The 16,117-nt window shown below is 69.6% G+C and carries 14 protein-coding genes; 13 read left to right on the plus strand and 1 reads right to left on the minus strand.

Going from position 1 to position 16,117, the window contains the following annotated elements:
- The first annotated feature begins 9 nt into the window (after positions 1-9).
- From HYV14_16920 to HYV14_16980, 13 genes are all read left to right on the plus strand, one after another.
- Positions 10-747, plus strand: coding sequence for a TlyA family RNA methyltransferase (locus HYV14_16920; GenBank protein ID MBI2387671.1), 738 nt, complete (start codon positions 10-12; stop codon positions 745-747).
- Positions 744-1,289 carry a response regulator gene (locus tag HYV14_16925; GenBank protein ID MBI2387672.1) on the plus strand — a complete coding sequence of 182 codons (546 nt, stop codon included), beginning with the start codon at positions 744-746 and terminating at the stop codon, positions 1,287-1,289. Before HYV14_16920 ends, HYV14_16925 begins: the two co-directional genes overlap by 4 nt.
- A gap of 142 nt (positions 1,290-1,431) precedes the next feature.
- Positions 1,432-2,925, plus strand: coding sequence for a B12-binding domain-containing radical SAM protein (locus tag HYV14_16930; protein ID MBI2387673.1), 1,494 nt, complete (start codon positions 1,432-1,434; stop codon positions 2,923-2,925).
- Between the two features lie 3 nt (positions 2,926-2,928).
- Complete coding sequence (locus HYV14_16935; GenBank protein ID MBI2387674.1) at positions 2,929-3,948, plus strand: glycosyltransferase; 1,020 nt, start codon at positions 2,929-2,931, stop codon at positions 3,946-3,948.
- Entirely contained in the window at positions 3,945-4,706 is a 762-nt protein-coding gene (locus tag HYV14_16940; GenBank protein MBI2387675.1) for a hypothetical protein, read from the plus strand. The genes HYV14_16935 and HYV14_16940 overlap by 4 nt, the downstream gene beginning before the upstream one ends.
- A 64-nt stretch (positions 4,707-4,770) precedes the next feature.
- Positions 4,771-6,438, plus strand: a complete 1,668-nt coding sequence (locus HYV14_16945; protein MBI2387676.1) for an O-antigen ligase family protein — start codon at positions 4,771-4,773, stop codon at positions 6,436-6,438.
- A 38-nt stretch (positions 6,439-6,476) separates the two neighbouring features.
- Positions 6,477-6,677: a hypothetical protein gene (locus HYV14_16950; GenBank protein MBI2387677.1), complete on the plus strand. Its 201-nt coding sequence runs from the start codon at positions 6,477-6,479 to the stop codon at positions 6,675-6,677.
- A gap of 7 nt (positions 6,678-6,684) precedes the next feature.
- Complete coding sequence (locus HYV14_16955; GenBank protein MBI2387678.1) at positions 6,685-7,713, plus strand: DUF115 domain-containing protein; 1,029 nt, start codon at positions 6,685-6,687, stop codon at positions 7,711-7,713.
- The gene (locus HYV14_16960; GenBank protein MBI2387679.1) at positions 7,706-9,307 is read left to right on the plus strand and encodes a B12-binding domain-containing radical SAM protein; all 1,602 of its coding nucleotides are present in this window, start codon (positions 7,706-7,708) and stop codon (positions 9,305-9,307) included. Before HYV14_16955 ends, HYV14_16960 begins: the two co-directional genes overlap by 8 nt.
- Before the next feature lie 4 nt (positions 9,308-9,311).
- Positions 9,312-10,373, plus strand: coding sequence for a nucleotidyltransferase family protein (locus HYV14_16965; GenBank protein MBI2387680.1), 1,062 nt, complete (start codon positions 9,312-9,314; stop codon positions 10,371-10,373).
- The gene (locus tag HYV14_16970) at positions 10,370-12,160 is read left to right on the plus strand and encodes an ABC transporter ATP-binding protein (GenBank protein ID MBI2387681.1); all 1,791 of its coding nucleotides are present in this window, start codon (positions 10,370-10,372) and stop codon (positions 12,158-12,160) included. Before HYV14_16965 ends, HYV14_16970 begins: the two co-directional genes overlap by 4 nt.
- A complete protein-coding gene (locus tag HYV14_16975; GenBank protein ID MBI2387682.1) occupies positions 12,150-13,175 on the plus strand; it encodes a Gfo/Idh/MocA family oxidoreductase in 1,026 nt (341 codons plus the stop codon). The genes HYV14_16970 and HYV14_16975 overlap by 11 nt, the downstream gene beginning before the upstream one ends.
- Positions 13,172-14,938 (plus strand): hypothetical protein, encoded by a 1,767-nt coding sequence (locus HYV14_16980; protein MBI2387683.1) that lies wholly within the window; start codon positions 13,172-13,174, stop codon positions 14,936-14,938. The genes HYV14_16975 and HYV14_16980 overlap by 4 nt, the downstream gene beginning before the upstream one ends.
- On the opposite strand, the gene neuC is transcribed toward HYV14_16980, so the two are convergent.
- Entirely contained in the window at positions 14,932-16,116 is a 1,185-nt protein-coding gene (gene neuC, locus HYV14_16985) for a UDP-N-acetylglucosamine 2-epimerase (hydrolyzing) (protein ID MBI2387684.1), read from the minus strand. The two genes, HYV14_16980 and neuC, sit on opposite strands and share 7 nt — an antisense overlap.
- Position 16,117: the final 1 nt, after the last annotated feature.

A 16,117-nucleotide genomic window follows, 5' to 3' on the forward strand; every position in this document is an offset into this window, starting at 1 on the left:
GAACAAGTCATGGCCAAACGCGAACGGTTGGACTTACTGCTCGTCTCAAGGGGCTTATTCGAGTCCCGGACAAAGGCCCAGGCGGCGGTCATGGCCGGTTTGATTTTAGTCGACGGCCGTTCCGCCGGCAAAGCCGGCGAAATGATCGGCCCGGACGCCGTTCTCAGTCTGAAAGCCGATCCCTGCCCCTACGTGTCCCGTGGAGGGCTGAAGCTCAAGGCCGCCCTCGACGAGTTCTCCGTCGCGGCCGAAGGCCGCGTCTGCATCGACGTCGGCGCCTCCACCGGAGGCTTCACGGATTGTCTGCTCCAGGCCGGGGCCTCGAAGGTGTATTCCATCGACGTCGGCACCGCCCAACTCGACAGCCGTTTGAAGGCGGACCCGCGCGTGGTGAGCCGCGAACAGACCCACGCCCGTCTTCTCCAGCCCGAATGGTTCTCCCCGAAGCCCGACCTCGCCGTGATGGACGTCTCGTTCATCTCCTCGGCCCAGGTCCTGCCCTTCCTCATCCCCTGCCTCGCCGCCCCCTTCGAGCTCGTCGTCCTCGTGAAGCCCCAGTTCGAGGTCGGCCCGAAGCTCGCCCCCAAGGGCGTCGTGCGCGACCCGGCCGTCCGGCTGCGGGCCGTGGACAAGATCCGCGCCGCCGCCGCGAGCCTCGGGCTCGTCGAGGCGGGGATGCTCGAATCCCCGGTGGTGGGACCGAAGGGCAACCATGAGTTCCTGCTTTTGCTAAAATCCAGGGCATGAAGGTCCTCATCGCGGAAGACGACCGCACCAACCGGGCCCTGCTCCAGGGCTCCCTGATGAAGCTCGGCTACGAGGTCATCGAGACGGTCAACGGCGCCTCGGCCTGGGACGCCCTCGGCCGGACCGGCGCGCGCATCGTCGTCAGCGACTGGGTCATGCCCGACATCGACGGCCTGGAGCTGTGCCGGCGCGTGCGTTCGCGCAAGGACGCGCCCTACGTGTACTTCATCCTGCTCACGGGCAAGATGCTCGGGGCGGGACACTACGCCAAGGCCATGGAGGAGGGGGTCGACGACTTCCTGACCAAGCCCCTCGACGTCGACGCCCTGCGCATACGCCTGCGCGTCGCGGAGCGCATCGTCCAGCTGACCGAGCGCGTGCGGACCCTCGAAGGCATCCTGCCCATGTGCGCCTACTGCCGCCGCATCCGCGACGAGCGCGGCGCCTATCAGAACCTCGAGGACTTCGTGTCGGACAAGACGACCGCCCAGTTCTCACACGGCGTGTGCCCTGAATGCGCCAAGAAGCACTTCGGAGACTGAGATCGGCGACAGACTTACCGGTATTTTCACTTTTGGTTCTGAAAAGTGAAAATACCGGTAAGTCTGTCGCCGTTTGAGAACCCCAATAGACGTAACCGGACCGACATTGACGCCCCAGGACGCCCCTGTTACAATGAGTCCGATGCGCATCTGCCTGATCACCCCCCCCTCCATCTTCCTGCTCGACGAGCGGGTCTTCATGACTTTGGGCATCCTGCGGGTGGCCGCGGCTCTGGAGACGGCGGGCCATGAAGTCGAGATGCTCGACCTGTCGGGCATCGAGAACTACGAGGAGGTCATCCGCCTCCACGCCAAGACGAGCAAGGCCGAGGTCTTCGGCCTGACCTCCACGACGCCGCAGATGCCGGCCGCCTTCCGCGTCACCCAGGCCCTGCGCGCCGCCCTGCCCGGGGCCAAGATCATCCTCGGCGGCCCCCACATCACCCTCATCAACGCGGCATATAAAGGAGAGCTCGCCCGCAAGGCCCCCGGCCGCGCCGCCAAGGCGCTGGAGAAGATGCTCGCGACCTACGACGTCCTGGTCCCCGGCGACGGCGAGGAAGCCGTCTTCGAGGCGATCAAGAAGGACGCGCCGAAGGTCGTCGACGGCGACGATCCCAAGACCCCTCTGTTCCTCACGAACCAGATGCTCAACGAGCTGCCTTTCCCGGCCCGCCACTTGGTGGACGCGAGCAGCTACCATTATTCGATCGACAACGTGCCCGCGATGAGCCTGATCGCCCAGCTCGGCTGCCCGTTCGCCTGCGGCTTCTGCGGCGGCCGCGAGTCGCCGATGCTGCGCCGCGTGCGCACGCGCAGCACCGAGAACGTGGTCAAGGAGATCGCGCACCTCGCCGACACCTACGGGACGAAGGGCTTCATGCTCTACGACGACGAGCTCAACGTCAACCCGAAGATGGTCGAGCTGATGAACGCGATCGCCGCGGAACAGAAGCGGCGGGGGGTCGAGTGGCGCCTGCGCGGCTTCATCAAGTCGCAGCTCTTCAACGACGAGCAGGCCGAGGCGATGTACCGCGCCGGCTTCCGCTGGATCCTGACCGGCTTCGAGTCCGGCTCGCCGCGCATCCTGCAGAACATCAACAAGCGCGCGACCCGCGACGAGAACACGCGCTGCGTGGCGATCGCCAAGCGCCACGGCCTGAAGGTGAAGGCCCTGATGTCGATCGGCCACCCCGGCGAGTCCGAGCAGACCATCCTCGAGACGCGCGACTGGCTGCTCGAGGCCAAGCCCGACGATTTCGACGTCACCATCATCACGACCTACCCCGGCACGCCCTACTACGACCGCGCGGTCCAGCACCCGACGATGAAGAACGTCTGGGTCTACACCTATCCCGAGACCGGCGACCGCCTGTACGGCTACGAGGTGGACTACACGCAGGTGGCCGACTACTACAAGGGCGACCCGGACGGGGGCTACAAGGCATACGTGTACACCGATCACCTGAGCGCGGCCAAGCTCGTGACCTTGCGCGACCAGGTCGAGCGCGACGTGCGCAAGACGCTCCACATCCCGTTCAACGCGGGACGCCCGGCCCAGCGCTTCGAGCACTCGATGGGCCAGCTGCCCTCGACGATCCTGCGCGCCTCCACGGCCGCGGCCGTGCGGAGCTGACGGGTGCGGCTGCTCCTGATCCCCGACCCGACCTCCCCCAACGGCGAGGACGCCTTCTGCCGGGAGATCGTCAAACGCGCGCCCGCGCGCGGCCATTCCGCCTCGATGCAGATGGTCCCGAACGGGCCGAGCAGGGCGGCCGCCGAGCTGCTCGCCTCGCGGGGCTTCGCGCTCGACAGCGACGCCGTCATCATCAACAGCCTCCAGCCGGCGGCGCTGATCGCGGCGAAGGCCGCGGACAAGCCGACCGTCCTGCGCCTCATCGAGTCCTACGCCGGCGCCTCGGCGGAGTCCCTCGCCGAGGTCAAGCGCCTGGCGACGGCCGCGAACCTGCTGCTGCTGCCGAGCCGCCACATGGCCGGCGTCGCCGCGGGCTGGGGCGTGCCGGAGAGCCGCATGCGCGTCATCCCCTACGCGTACGACCAGATCTTCGCCCAGCAGATCGCGCTCGTGACGGTGCGCTCCTCGCGCGCGCGCGGCTTCAACGTGGTCACCGCGGGCGTCGTCGACGACGCGTCGCTGCCCGGCTTCGAGACCGTGCTCTCCGGCGTCGCGCGCCTGCGCATGGACGTCCACGTCACCGTGATCGGCGACGGCCCGGCCCTGCCCGCGCTGAAGGACAAGGCCCAGGCGCTGATGCTCGGCGACCGCGTCACGTTCCTCGGCGAACTGCCCCACCCGAAGAAGATGGAGTACTTCCGCGCCGCGAAAGCGTTCGTGGAACCGACGGGCCGCCAGGGCTTCCCCTCGCTCGCGCTGCACGCGCTGTCCGAGGGCTGCCCGGTGCTCGGCGTGCGGGCGGGCGCGCTGCCCGAGTTCATCCGCGACGGCGAGAACGGCCTGCTCTTCCCGCCCGGAGACGCCGCGGCCCTGGCCGAGCACATCATCACCTTGAACACGACGCCGGGCCTGTCCCTGCGCCTGATCGCCGAGGGCGTGCGCACCGTCGAGCGCCACTCGTGGGACGCCACCGTCGCCGCCGCGCTCGACGCCGTCGAGACGCTGGAGGTGAAAGCCGCGTGATCTGCGCGCTCCTGGTCGACCCCGACGACAGCATCGACTTCCCCGGCAACGAGGCCGAGGTCCTCGGCCGCCCGCTCGCGGCCTATCCGCTGCTCGCGGCGAAAGGCTCCGACCATGCCCGCCGGTTGTACGCGCAGACGGCGTCCGACCCCGTGCGCCGCATCGCCGTGCAGTTGGGCGCCATCATCCTCGATCCCCCGCACGCGCCCGAGGAAGGCCCTCGCCCGACGGAGACGGCGCGGGTGCTGGCCGGCTACCGCCAGGTCGTCGAGGACCTGAAGGCGGAGAAGGGCGAGCTCGAGCTGCTCGTGCTCCTGTTCGCGAACACCGGAGCGGTCAACACGACGCTGATCGACACGGGGGTGCAGACGCTCCTCGACGACCCGTCGCTGGACTCCGCCGCGACGGTCTCGCCCTACGACCGCTGGAACCCGAGGCGCGCGTTCCGCGAGTCCCCCGACGGCCGGCTGATCCCTTACGCGGAATGCCTGCCCGAGGCCGGCACGCCGTGGTTCCCCGACTGGGGCGCGGCCGTCCTGCGCCCCCGCGTCCTCGACGCCCTGAAGCCCGACGCCGCCGAGCTGTCCTGGCTCGGCGAGAATATCCTCCCCCTCAAGCAGGCCGGCGGCGGCCCCGTCGACTACAGCTGGCAGGTGCCGAAGATGGAGTACTGGCTCAAGAAGCAGGGCGTGCGCGACTCCCCGCGCCCCGAGCCCAAGCCCAAGCTCGCCCCCGCGCCGAAGCCCGACCGGCGCTGACCTATTCCAGCTCCAGCTATCCTTGAGGATAGTCATGTCTTCCGAGTCTGATAGAATGTCGTCCATGCTCGACGGGCGCCCGACATGGACGGTCCGCCTCATCGTTTTCAGCCTGGCGCTCGGCGGCCTGCGCGACCCGCGCCTGTTCGCCCTCGCCGGCGCGGCCGCGTGGGCCGCGGTCTGGCTCGAGCGTCCCGCGCTCGGCCCCGCCGCCGCGTGGCTTCCCTGGCTCGGATGGGCCGCGCTCTCGACCGCCGCGAGCGCCCAGCCCCTCGCGGGCCTTCCCGCGCTCGCGCGCTGGTCCGTGGTCCTCGCTTGCGCGTCTCTGGCCGCCGCGTGGAAGCCGAAGGAGCGCGAGGGCTGGCTGCGCTCCTTCCTCCTCGTCGCCGCCGCGCTGGCCGTCGCCGCGCTCGTCACCGGCGGCCGTCACCATTTCCGAAACGAGATGACGGGGCTTATGCCGCCCTACTACAACTACACGGCCTTCGCCCTGTCCGCCGCGGCCGCCGCAGCCGCGGCATGGATCCTGCACCCGCGTGGGGCGAGAGGAACTGACGCGAAGGCCGCCGCGGCCCTGTTCGCGCTGGCGGTCATCTGCCTTTTTCTCGCGCGCTCGCGCGGGGCGTGGCTCGGCCTGGGAGCCGCCTCCTCCGTGTGGGCCGTCCGCCGCTTCGGCGCACGCGCCGCCGCCGTGATCGCCGTCGCCGCGGCGCTGTTCGCCGGAGCGTTCGCCGGGGGCTTCCTGCCCGCGTCCATCCAGGAAATCCTCTTGAAGCGCTACCGCCTGCACGCCGAGGTCCGCCCCGGGCTGTGGCGCGCCGCCGCCGGGATCGCGGCCGACGCGCCTTGGCTCGGCACGGGCCCGGGGAGCTTCGGCGCCGGCTTCCGCCGCCGTCCCGTGGAGTTCGCCGACGGCGCCGCCCGCTGGGGGATGAACTCCGATCACGCTCATAGCGAACCGCTGCAGGCCGCGGCGGAGACCGGCTGGGCGGGCCTGGCGCTGTGGCTGCTCGGCGCCGGGGCGGCGCTGCGGGCGCTCCTGAAACGCTCGGGCGAGGAGCCCGTCCGGGAGGCGGCCGCCGCGGCCGCCGCGGCGATGACGGCCCAGCTCGCCATCGACAACATGCTCCATATCCCGGCTCTGGCCGCGCTCTGGCTGTGCGCCCTTGCGCTCGCCGCCCCGCCGGTCGCCGCGAAGGGGCGTCCCTGGCCCGCCCTCGCGATCCTCGCCGGCGCGGCACTCGCCGCGGTCTCCTGGATGCCCCGGACCTTCGCCGCGTCCTCCCCCGCCCGCGCCGCCGCGGTCTTCCCGTCCGACCCGGGTCCCCGCGAGGACCTGGCTTACGCGGCGATGTCGGCGGGCCGGGCCGGCGAGGCCGAGACGCACTGGGCCGCGGCGCAAAGCCTCGCCCCCTTCAACGCGGTCTATCCCTGGCGCCGGGCGCAGATCGCCGGCGCGCTCGGCCTGTGGGACCGCGCCGAGGGCCTGGCCGCCCGCGCCGTCGAGCTCGAGCCGGGCTTCCTCAGCGCGCGGCGCCTGCGCGCGGAGGCCCTGGCCCGCCTCGGCCGGGCGCCCGAGGCCCGCGTCGAGCTGGCCGAAGCCCTGCGCCGGAGCGCCGTTCCCGGCCCCGAGCCCGCCTCAGGATACGAAACGGCCATCCGGAGCTTCAGCCGCCCCGATTTCGACCGCGTCTCCGCCCTCGCCACCGTCGGGCGGAGGCCGGATAAATAAGGTATAATGACTCCACAATTCTCGACGGAGGTTTCACGATGTCTGAGTTCCTGAAAGGCAATTACAAGGCGCCCGAGCTGAAAACGACCCCGGAGACCCAGGCGGCCAACACCAAGGCCGACGACCTGCGGTCCGAGTTCGAGAAGCGCGCCATGGAGAAGCTCGGCGGCAGCATCGCCTTCGTCCTCAAGCCCAAGGGAGCGTTCGTCTGGGAAGACACCTCCGCGCCCAAGAAGTAGTCCTCCGATGAAGGAACTCTCGCAGGATCAGCTGGCGCTGATCGCCAAGGCCACTTTCACCAAGACCGCCGAGATCGGCCTCAAGCACGCCCTGGCGAACAAGCCTTTCGTCAAGAAGAGCGTCAAGGACCTCGTCGACCGGGACCCCGGCGCCCCCGCTCTGGTCGTCTCGGCCGGCCCCAGCCTCCACCGGGCCAAGCCGATCGAGACCCTCAAGCGGGTCGGCCACGAGGGCCTGACCATCGTCGCCTGCGACGGCGCCCTGGGCTTCCTCCTGCGCAACGGCGTCATCCCCGACTACGTCGTCAGCGTCGACCCCCATCCCGACCGCATCGTGCGCTGGTTCGGCGACACCAAGCTGGCGCGGCGCGCCCCGGACGCCTACTTCCGCAACCAGGACCTCGACCCCAAGGTCGGCGAGAACGAGCGCCGCTACAACGACGAGCTCATCAAGCTCGTCAACCAGCACGGTCCCCGGATCAAGGCCATCCTGTCCACCTCGGTGGCGCCCGACGTCACCGAGCGCTGCATCGAGTCCGGCATGGACGTCTACTGGTGGAACCCGCTCTACGACGACGTCGATGCCCCCGACAGCTTCACCCGCAAGATCAACGCGGTCAACAAGCTCCCCTGCCTCGTCACCGGCGGGAACGTCGGCAGCAGCTCCTACGTCTTCACCGCGGCCATCCTGAACCGGACCAGGATCGGCCTCATCGGCATGGACTTCTCCTACGCCCCCGAGACGCCCCTGCACATGACGCAGTACTACGACGTGATCCAGCAGCTCTATCCCGACGACCCGGAAGAAGGCTACATCAAGGTGCACAACCCGCACCTCGACAAGACCTGGTACACCGACCCCACGTATTTCTGGTACCGGAACTGCTTCCTGCAGCTGGCCGTGGCCGCGCCGGAAGGCATCGAGACCATCAACTGCACCGAAGGCGGCATCCTGTTCGGCGAGCGCATCGGCTGGAGCACGCTCGAAGGATTCCTCAAGACCTCTCTCAAGACCTCCGGAGCGACGCGTGGCTAAGATCCTCCTCGTCAATCCGGTCATCCGGGCCGAGGACAATCCCAAGCACGTCCCCTACGGGCTGGCGCTGGTGGCCGCCGTGGCCGACAAGGCCGGCCACGAGGTCCAGGTCTTCGACGCCAACGCCTGGCGCCCCGGTGACGCCATGCTCCGCGAGGCCCTCTCGGCCGACGAGTGGGACGTCATCGCCACCGGCGGCATGACCACCTCCTACGGCTATATAAAGAAAACCGTCCATTTCGCGCGCGAGGTCTGTCCCAAGGCCAAGATCGTCCTCGGCGGCGGCTTCCTGTCCAGCATGCCGACCGACATCATGGCGATGCTGCCCGAGGCCGACTTCGGCGTCATCGGCGAGAGCTTCGTGACCTGGCCCGAGCTGCTGGAGCGCCTCGACGCCGGCCGGACCGATTGGAGCAGCTGCCTCGGCATCATCTACCGCGACGAGGACCGAGCCGTCCGCCTCACCGGCTCGCGCCCGCTCATCCCGAACCTCGACGTCCTCCCTCTCCCGGCGTGGGACATGTTCCCCCTCGACATCTACTTCAAGAACAGCTGCCTCCTGCTGTCCGAGGAGTCGATGACCGCCAAGCGCCGCCTCGACATCAACACCAGCTACGGCTGCTCCCTGATCTGCCGCTTCTGCTTCCACCTCGGCCTGACCGGCGACATGAAGGTCGTCGAGGACGAGCACGGCACGCGCGACGTCGAGTTCTCCTACAACCGCGAGATCCGCTGGCACACCCCCCGCTACATCGTCGACATGGTCAAGGAGATGCACCGGAAGTACGGCGTCGACTTCGTCACCTTCCTCGACGAGAACCTGATGACGATGAACGTCACCACGAAGGGCAAGTGGCTGCCCGAGATCTGCAAGCTGTGGATCGAGGAGGGCCTCCAGCCCACCTGCGTGCGCGACGGCGTGCCGCACGACCCCGACGTCTGCAAGGGCGTCCACTGGTCCGGCACCAGCCACGCCGGCCTGGTCAACCCCGGCGTCCTCGCGCTGATGCACGAGGCGGGCTGCACCTACCTCGACTACGGCCTCGAGTCCTTCTCCGCCCGCGTGCTCAAGAACATCGGCAAGGGCGCGACGCCCGAGAACAACATCCGCGCGGTGAAGATCACGATGGAGGCCGGCATCCGCCCCATCCCCAACCAGATCATCGGCTTCCCCGACGAGTTCTTCGACTCGATCATCGACAACACGATCTGGTGGCAGAAGCTGGGCATCAAGGCCAACCCGTTCTTCGCCACCCCGTACCCCGGGTCCGAGTGGTACTACACCTACAAGGCCAAGATCCTCGAGCAGTACGACGGGGACCTCGAGGCCTTCATCCTCGACCTCGGCGACGCCACCAAGATCACCGCCGTCATCTCCGAGAACTTCGACGCGGTCGAGCTCCTCGGCCTGCGCGAGCTGATGATCGCGGGCGACATCAAGCGGATCAAGGCCTACGAGAAGGTCTGGCGCAAGGCCCACGGCGAGCCCAGCATCCCCGACTTCCGCAAGCAGGGCCGGCGCACCTTCGGGAACCTCACGGGCCCGACGAGCGCGCCCGCCGCAGAACCCGCCGCCGAGCCCGCCAAGGCGTAGAGCCATGGCGCTCGAGGCCGCCCGTCAGACGCTCCCCAAGACCGCGACGGTCCGGCAGGCCATGGAGCTCATGGCCGGCCCCGCGACGGCCGGCATGGTCCTCGTCGCCGGCGGGGACGGCCGGCTCCAGGGCGTCGTCGTCGACTCCGACCTGCGCAAGGGGATGCTGAAGGGGCACGGCCTCGACGCGCCGCTGTCCCTCGTCATGAACCCGAAGCCGGTCACCTTGCCGTGGGACCTCCCGCGCGAGGAGATCGTCCGCTTCTTCCGCAAGGAGCGCCGCGCCAACGTCCCCCTGGTCGACCCGCGCGGCCGCGTGCGCGGCCTCGCCCGGCTCGCCGAGTACCTCGTCGAGACCGAGGACAAGCCCAACTGGGTCGTCCTGATGGTCGGCGGCGCCGGCACCCGCCTGCGGCCGCTGACGCAGAACCTCCCGAAGCCCCTCCTCCACGTCGGCCCGAAGCCCATCCTCGAGACCATCATCGAGCAGTTCGAGGCCTCGGGCTACAAGAAGATCTTCCTGGCGATCAACCATCAGGCCGACCAGATCGAGCGTCATTTCGGCGACGGGAGCAGGTTCGGCGTCGAGATCCGCTACCTCCGCGAGCGCAAGCGCCTGGGAACGGTCGGCGCGCTCTCCCTGCTCCCCGGTAAGCCCAAGGACCCGGTCATCGTGATGAACGGCGACCTGCTCACCAAGGTCGACTTCCCCGCGCTTCTGCGCTACCACGAGGACGAGGGGCGCAAGGCCACCGTGTGCGTGCGCGAGTACGACTTCCAGGTGCCCTACGGCGTGGTGCAGATGGACGACAAGCAGCGCCTCGAGAAGATCGTCGAGAAGCCCACCCAGAGGTTCTTCGTCAACGCCGGCATCTACGCCCTCGATCCGGGCGCGCTGAGCCTCGTGCCCCGCGACCGCTACTTCGACATGACCTCCCTGATCGAGAGGATCAAGAGGCGGCGCGGCGCGGTCGGCTGCTTCCCGATCCGGGAGTACTGGATCGACATCGGTCAGCCGGACGACTACCAGCGGGCGATGCGCGAATACCCGACGGTCTTCCCGTGACGGGCGGCTACCGGGCCCTGAAGCCGTTCCTGCGGCCCTACCGCGCCCGCCTGGCCGGCCTCTCGGTCCTGCTCGTCGCCTCGACGCTCTCGGAGGGCGTCGGCATCGGCCTCCTCCTCCCCCTGATCGGCTGGATCCAGAAGGGCGAGGAGTTCTTCCGCCAGTCCCCGTGGCTCACGGACGCCCTTTCGCGCCTCGGCCTCCCCGTGACGGCCGGCTCCTTGCTCGGCGCGGTGTTCGCCGCGATCGCCGCGACCCTGACGCTCAAGTTCGCCGCGTTCGTCGCCTCGGCGCGCGTGTACAACCCGCTGATGAAGGACCTGCGCGACGCCGCCTTCGGCCGCGCCGTCGGCTCGCACATCTTCTACTTCCACTCCACCACCAGCGGGGAGCTGACCCAGGTCCTCGAGAACGAGGTCGAGTACGCCGGACAGGCGTTCAATTTCCTCGTCGTAGCCGCGGCCAGCGCGGCGTCCCTGGGCTTCATGGGCCTGCTGATGCTCGCGCTGTCCTGGAAGCTGACGCTCGCCGTGACCGGGCTCGGGGCGGCGCGCTACGCGGTGTCGAGCCTGTTCATCCGCCGCATCCGCCGCCTCGGCGCTGAGCACGGCGCCCTGAAGGGTCTGCTCAAGTCCGCCATCATCTCGATCCACCAGGGCATCGAGGTCGTCAAGGCCTTCGGCACCGAGGATTTCGAGCGGCGCCGCTTCGAGGCCCTGAGCGAGCGGGTGCGCCGCAACGCCGACGACTCGGCGGTGGCGACCTCGGGCAACACCTTCGCGGAAGGCCTCATCGGCGACGCCCTGCTCTGCGGGATCGTCTGGCTGGCGATCTCGCGCTTCCAAGTCGAGGGCGCGGCGCTCATCACCTTCCTCGTCGTCGTCACCCGCGTCATCCCCAAGGTGACCGCGTTCAACGATGCCCGCATCCGCATCGCCGAGTACCTCTCGCGGGTGACCGTCCTTCCCCGACTTCTCACCGACGGCTCGCCGTCCCTGTCCTGGGGCGCGCGCCGCAAGGAGCGCTTCGAGAGCGCGATGCGCCTCGACGGCGTCGGGATGCGCTACCCCGGGGCCGGGGGAGCCGCGCTCGAGGGCGTGACGCTCGAGATCGCGCGCGGCTCGACCGTGGCGCTCGTCGGCACCTCCGGCGCCGGCAAGACGACCTTGGCGCGCCTGATCCTGCGCCTCTTCGACCCCACGGAGGGCCGGATCGCCATCGACGGCGTCCCGCTGCCGGAGCTCGCCCGCGAGGAGTGGACGCGCCTGGTCACGGTCGTGGCCCAGGACACCTTCATCTTCGACGACACGCTCGAGGCCAACGTGAAGTACGGCGCGCCGGGCTGCACCGACGAGCAGTACCGCCGCGCGCTCGAGCGGGCGCGCGCCAAGGACTTCGTCGCCGCGATGCCCGAGGGCGACCAGACGCGCCTCGGCGAGCGCGGCGTGCGCCTCTCCGGAGGCCAGCGTCAGCGCATCGCCATCGCGCGCGCGTTCCTGCGCGACGCGCCGATCCTCATCCTCGACGAGGCCACGAGCGCCATGGACTCCGAGACGGAGCGGCTCGTCCAGGAGGCGATCTCGGACCTCTCCAAGGACCGGACCTTGATCGTCATCGCGCACCGCTTCTCGACCATCCGCGGCGCCGACCGCATCGTCGTCCTCGAGCACGGCCGCGTCATCGAGACCGGCACGCACGACCAGCTCTTCGCCGGCCAGGGCGCGTACCGCCGCTTCCACGACCTCCAGGCGCTGCGCGGCCAGGAGAGGCTCCCCGATGCGGTATAAAGCCGCCGTCATCGGCCTCGGCCAGATCGGCAGCGCCTTCGACGACGACGCCAAGCGCGTCGACATCTGGACGCACTCGGGCGCCTACTCCGCCTGCCCCCGCACCGAGCTCGTCGCCGGCGCCGACCCCGAGCCCCGCCGCCGCAACGCCTTCCTCGCCCGCCGCAAGACCGCGCGGGCCCACGCGGACTGGCGCGAGATGCTCCGCGCCGAGAAGCCGGACATCGTCAGCGTCTGCACGCCCGTGGCGACCCACCGCGAGATCGCGCTGGGCGCGGCCGAGGCCGGGGTCAAGGCGATCTTCCTCGAGAAGCCGATGTGCGCCGAGGTCCGCCAGGCGCGCGAGGTCCTGGAGGCCTGCGAGCGGCTCGGCGTCGTGCTCGCGGTGAACCACTCCCGCCGCTGGGACCCCGTCGTGACGCAGGCCCGGGACCTCGTCGCCTCCGGCGCGATCGGCGAGCCGCGCAGCCTCGTCGGCTGGTACTCCGAGAAGATCTACAACATGGGCACGCACCTGCTCGACGCGATGCGCCTGCTCGGCGGCGAGCTCGACTGGGTCAGCGGCGACCGCTTCGCCGACGCCTCCGGCGACGAGCCGACCGTCGCCGGCTTCCTGGGCTTTTCCTCCGGAGCGAAGGGCTTCCTCGCCTGCCAGGGCCGCCGGGAGAGCTTCGTCTTCGAGCTCGACGTGCTCGGCTCGCGCGGCCGCCTGCGCCTGACCGACAACTGCCGGCGCCTGGAGCTCTCGCAGTTCAAGGAAAGCCCGAACTTCTCGGGTTACGACGAGCTCGCCTCCTTCCCCGTTCCCGCGAAGGCCGACCGGCCCTCCGGCTTCCTCGCCGCGGTCGGCGACCTCGCCGACTGCCTCGACGGCCTCAAGAAGGCCCCCTCCTGCACGGGCCGCGACGGCCTGCTCGCCTTGGCCGCGGCGGAAGCGCTGCGCGTCTCGGCCGCCGACGGCGGACGACGGATCTTCCTGGAGGAGTTCGCCGCGGCCGGCCGGAAGCCGGCATGAGCCGGCTCCTCGTCGAGACCCTCGACTCCTGGTCGTGGCTGCGCGCCCGCGGCTACGACGAGGTCTGGTACGCCGGACGCGAGTGGGGCGCGCCCGTCCCCCGCGGCGCCCGCCGCGTGCTCTTCGGCCAAGACACCTCGGCGGTGTTCCGCATCAAGCGCTTCGCCGTCTTCCTCGCCGAGCGCCTGTTCCCGCAGGTCTACCCCGAGGCGCTCCGGCGGCGGGCCTATCGGGAAGCGGAGCTTTGGTTCGGCTGGCAGGACCCCGAGGCCTTCGACCTCTACCTCAAGAAGCGCCTCTATGAGCACCTGATCGACCAGGTCAAGGGCCGCTATCTCGTCAAGGACGCCGCGGTCCTCGGCGACGGCGGCCCGGACATCGGCCCGCTGATGCACCTCTTCGACCGCTACGCCTCCGAGCCCGTGACGCGGGAAACGGTGGACCGCTTCCTGGCGGAGCCCGCCTCGCCCGCGACGCCCTCCCTGACGCCCTGGCCCGGGGTCTCCCGGGCCCTGCGCCTGGGCGCGATCGCCTGGTTCGCGCTCAAGCGCCTGGGCCTGCCGAAGGCCGTCCCCGTCGATGCGAAGTACGCCCTGCGCTGGGTAGGGCCGCTGACCTGGCGCGACGGCCGCCTGTTCCATCATTTCCTGTTCTACGACCGCTTCGAGGACACCGGCGGCTACCGCCCCGAGAACATCCTCCTCCTCATCGACCCGACCGCGACCGCCGAGGACCTCCGGCGCCTCGACGCGGGCGGCTACCGCTGGATCCTCCGCGGAAAACCCACCGGCCTGGAGCCCCGCCTGGCGCGGGCCGCCCTCACCCGCCTGCCCCGGCTCACGGGCTTCCCCGAGCCGGTGATCCAGCTGTTCCAGAAGCTCCTCGAGCACGAACACGAGTTGTCCCGCTTCTCCTGCCGCCTCTACCGGGAGTGCGCCGAGTACTCCGCCGACAGCATCCTCAAGGCCGCGGCCCTGGGCCGGCGCGAAGTCCCGGTCTTCAACATCGCCCACGGCGACGACTTCGTGCACACCGAGTCGACCTGCTACATCAAGCTCGACCGGTTCTTCATCTGGTCGCAGCGCCAGCTCGACATCTTCCGCTTCGTCTGGGGCGCGGTCAAGAAGATCGAGATCATCGGGCCGTTCAAGAACGACTATTTCCGCCTGCCGCTCGAGCCGGAGCACGCCGCCCTGATGAAGAGGACCGAGGGGCGCTTCCGCGTCGCGGTCTTCGACACGACCTTCTCCGACGACGCCTACATCACCCGCGCCGACGTGCGCCGCATGTACGACGACGTCCTCTGGGCGCTCGACCAGCTTCCCAACCGCCTGATCGTCATCAAGTCCAAGCTCTACAACAGCGGGAAGATCTTCGAGATGGAGGGCTTCCGCGACCTGGGGGAGAGGATCGAAGGCCGCGAGGACGTCTTCGTGATGTCCTCGCAGTTCCCGGCGCAGGAGGCGTTCAAGACCGCGGACCTGGTCATCGCCTTCGGGCCCTCCACCGTCGGCGTCGAGGCGCTGTGCTGCGGCAAGGACCTGCTCTTCTACGACACCTTGCGCCTGGCGGAGCACCCGTTCCTGCGCTACCCGGGCGTCGTCTATCACGACCGGGACGCGCTGCTCGCGCGTCTACGCGAGCTGGCCGCGGGCGGCGTCTACATGGAGCCCGCCGCGCGCAAGGCCATGGTCGAATACGAGGGGCTGCCCCGCCCCGGCCACGCGCGCTTCTTCGCCGAGGCGATCGGCGCCCGTCAGTAGGTCATCTTCTTCTGCAGCAGCCGCCTGTTCAGCGGCACCGTCGCCAGGACCCGGGCGATCTTGCGTCCCGAGTCGCCGACCCCGTAGGGATTCCCGCAGGTCCGGCACTGCGCACGGAACTTGAGGTCGAACAGCGCCTTGCGGCAGGCCTTCTCGATGGACGCCTCGTCGTAGCCCGTGTCGAGCACGTTGGTGCTGCGCAGGCGGCCGTCCTGGCGCGAGCCGATGTTGACGAAGGGCGCGCCCACGGCGGGGGTCTCCTTGATGCCGCTCGAGGAGTTGCCCACGCAGACGGCGCGGCTCAGGGCCAGCGCGCCGTGGTAGTTGTAGCGGCCCATGCTCGCGAGGACCTGGACGTTGGGTATCCTCTCACGACGCACCTTCTCGAGCTCGGCGATGATGCGCCGCCCGCCGGCATCGTTGTTGGGGTAAGTCAGCACGACCTGCACGCCCTCGCGGGCCAGGCGCTTCATCACGCGCAGGGCGGGCCGGATCTGGGCGGCGGCGTCCATGAACTCGGTGGTGACCGAGTGCTGGGTGAAGACCACGAGCGGCCGGTCCGCGTCGAGGCCGAAGCGCGCCTTGAGCTCCGCGGGCTTGGCCAGCAGGCCGGCCTTGATGAGGTCGATGGCGGGGAAGCCCACGTTGTGCACGCGCCAGGGCTCCTCGCCGAGCTTGCGCACGCGCGCGGCGGCCTCCTCGTTCGTCGTGAAGTGAAGGTGCGCGAGCTTGGTCATCGCGTGGCGCACGGAATCGTCGAGCGCGCCGCCCTCGGTGATGTCCCCGCCCTCGATGTGCGCCGTCGGGACGTTCATCTGCGTCCCCGTGATCATCGCGGAGAAGCCCTCGAAGCGGTCGGCGTAGACGACGAGCAGGTCGGGCTTGAGGCGGGCCAGGACGCGGGAGAGGCTCAAGATGCCGGAGCCGATGGCCTGCGCGGTGCCGAACAGGTCGTCGTCGCCGGTCGTGATCTTGACCTCTGAATACACCTTGAAGCCGTCTTTCGAGATCTCCTGCTTCGTGCGGCCGAAGGCCTGCTGCAGGTGGGCGCCCGAGACGAGGAGCTTGTAGTCGAGCCGCTTGTCGTCGGCGATGGCGCGCAGGATCGGGTACTGCAGGCCGTACTCGGCGCGGTTCCCGGTGTAGACGGCGACGACGCGTTTGGTTTTTTTGGGCATA

This window comes from Elusimicrobiota bacterium (genome assembly GCA_016182905.1).
Lineage (GTDB): Bacteria > Elusimicrobiota > Elusimicrobia > UBA1565 > UBA9628 > GWA2-66-18.

What these genes read in the sequence shown, in the direction of transcription:
- HYV14_16920 (MBI2387671.1), top strand. Translation starts at nt 10, where the DNA reads ATGGCCAAACGCGAACGGTTGGACTTACTGCTCGTCTCAAGGGGCTTA.
- HYV14_16925 (MBI2387672.1), top strand. Translation starts at nt 744, where the DNA reads ATGAAGGTCCTCATCGCGGAAGACGACCGCACCAACCGGGCCCTGCTC.
- HYV14_16930 (MBI2387673.1), top strand. Translation starts at nt 1,432, where the DNA reads ATGCGCATCTGCCTGATCACCCCCCCCTCCATCTTCCTGCTCGACGAG.
- HYV14_16945 (MBI2387676.1), top strand. Translation starts at nt 4,771, where the DNA reads ATGCTCGACGGGCGCCCGACATGGACGGTCCGCCTCATCGTTTTCAGC.
- HYV14_16950 (MBI2387677.1), top strand. Translation starts at nt 6,477, where the DNA reads ATGTCTGAGTTCCTGAAAGGCAATTACAAGGCGCCCGAGCTGAAAACG.
- HYV14_16955 (MBI2387678.1), top strand. Translation starts at nt 6,685, where the DNA reads ATGAAGGAACTCTCGCAGGATCAGCTGGCGCTGATCGCCAAGGCCACT.
- HYV14_16965 (MBI2387680.1), top strand. Translation starts at nt 9,312, where the DNA reads ATGGCGCTCGAGGCCGCCCGTCAGACGCTCCCCAAGACCGCGACGGTC.
- HYV14_16975 (MBI2387682.1), top strand. Translation starts at nt 12,150, where the DNA reads ATGCGGTATAAAGCCGCCGTCATCGGCCTCGGCCAGATCGGCAGCGCC.
- HYV14_16980 (MBI2387683.1), top strand. Translation starts at nt 13,172, where the DNA reads ATGAGCCGGCTCCTCGTCGAGACCCTCGACTCCTGGTCGTGGCTGCGC.
- neuC (MBI2387684.1), bottom strand. Translation starts at nt 16,116, where the DNA reads ATGCCCAAAAAAACCAAACGCGTCGTCGCCGTCTACACCGGGAACCGC.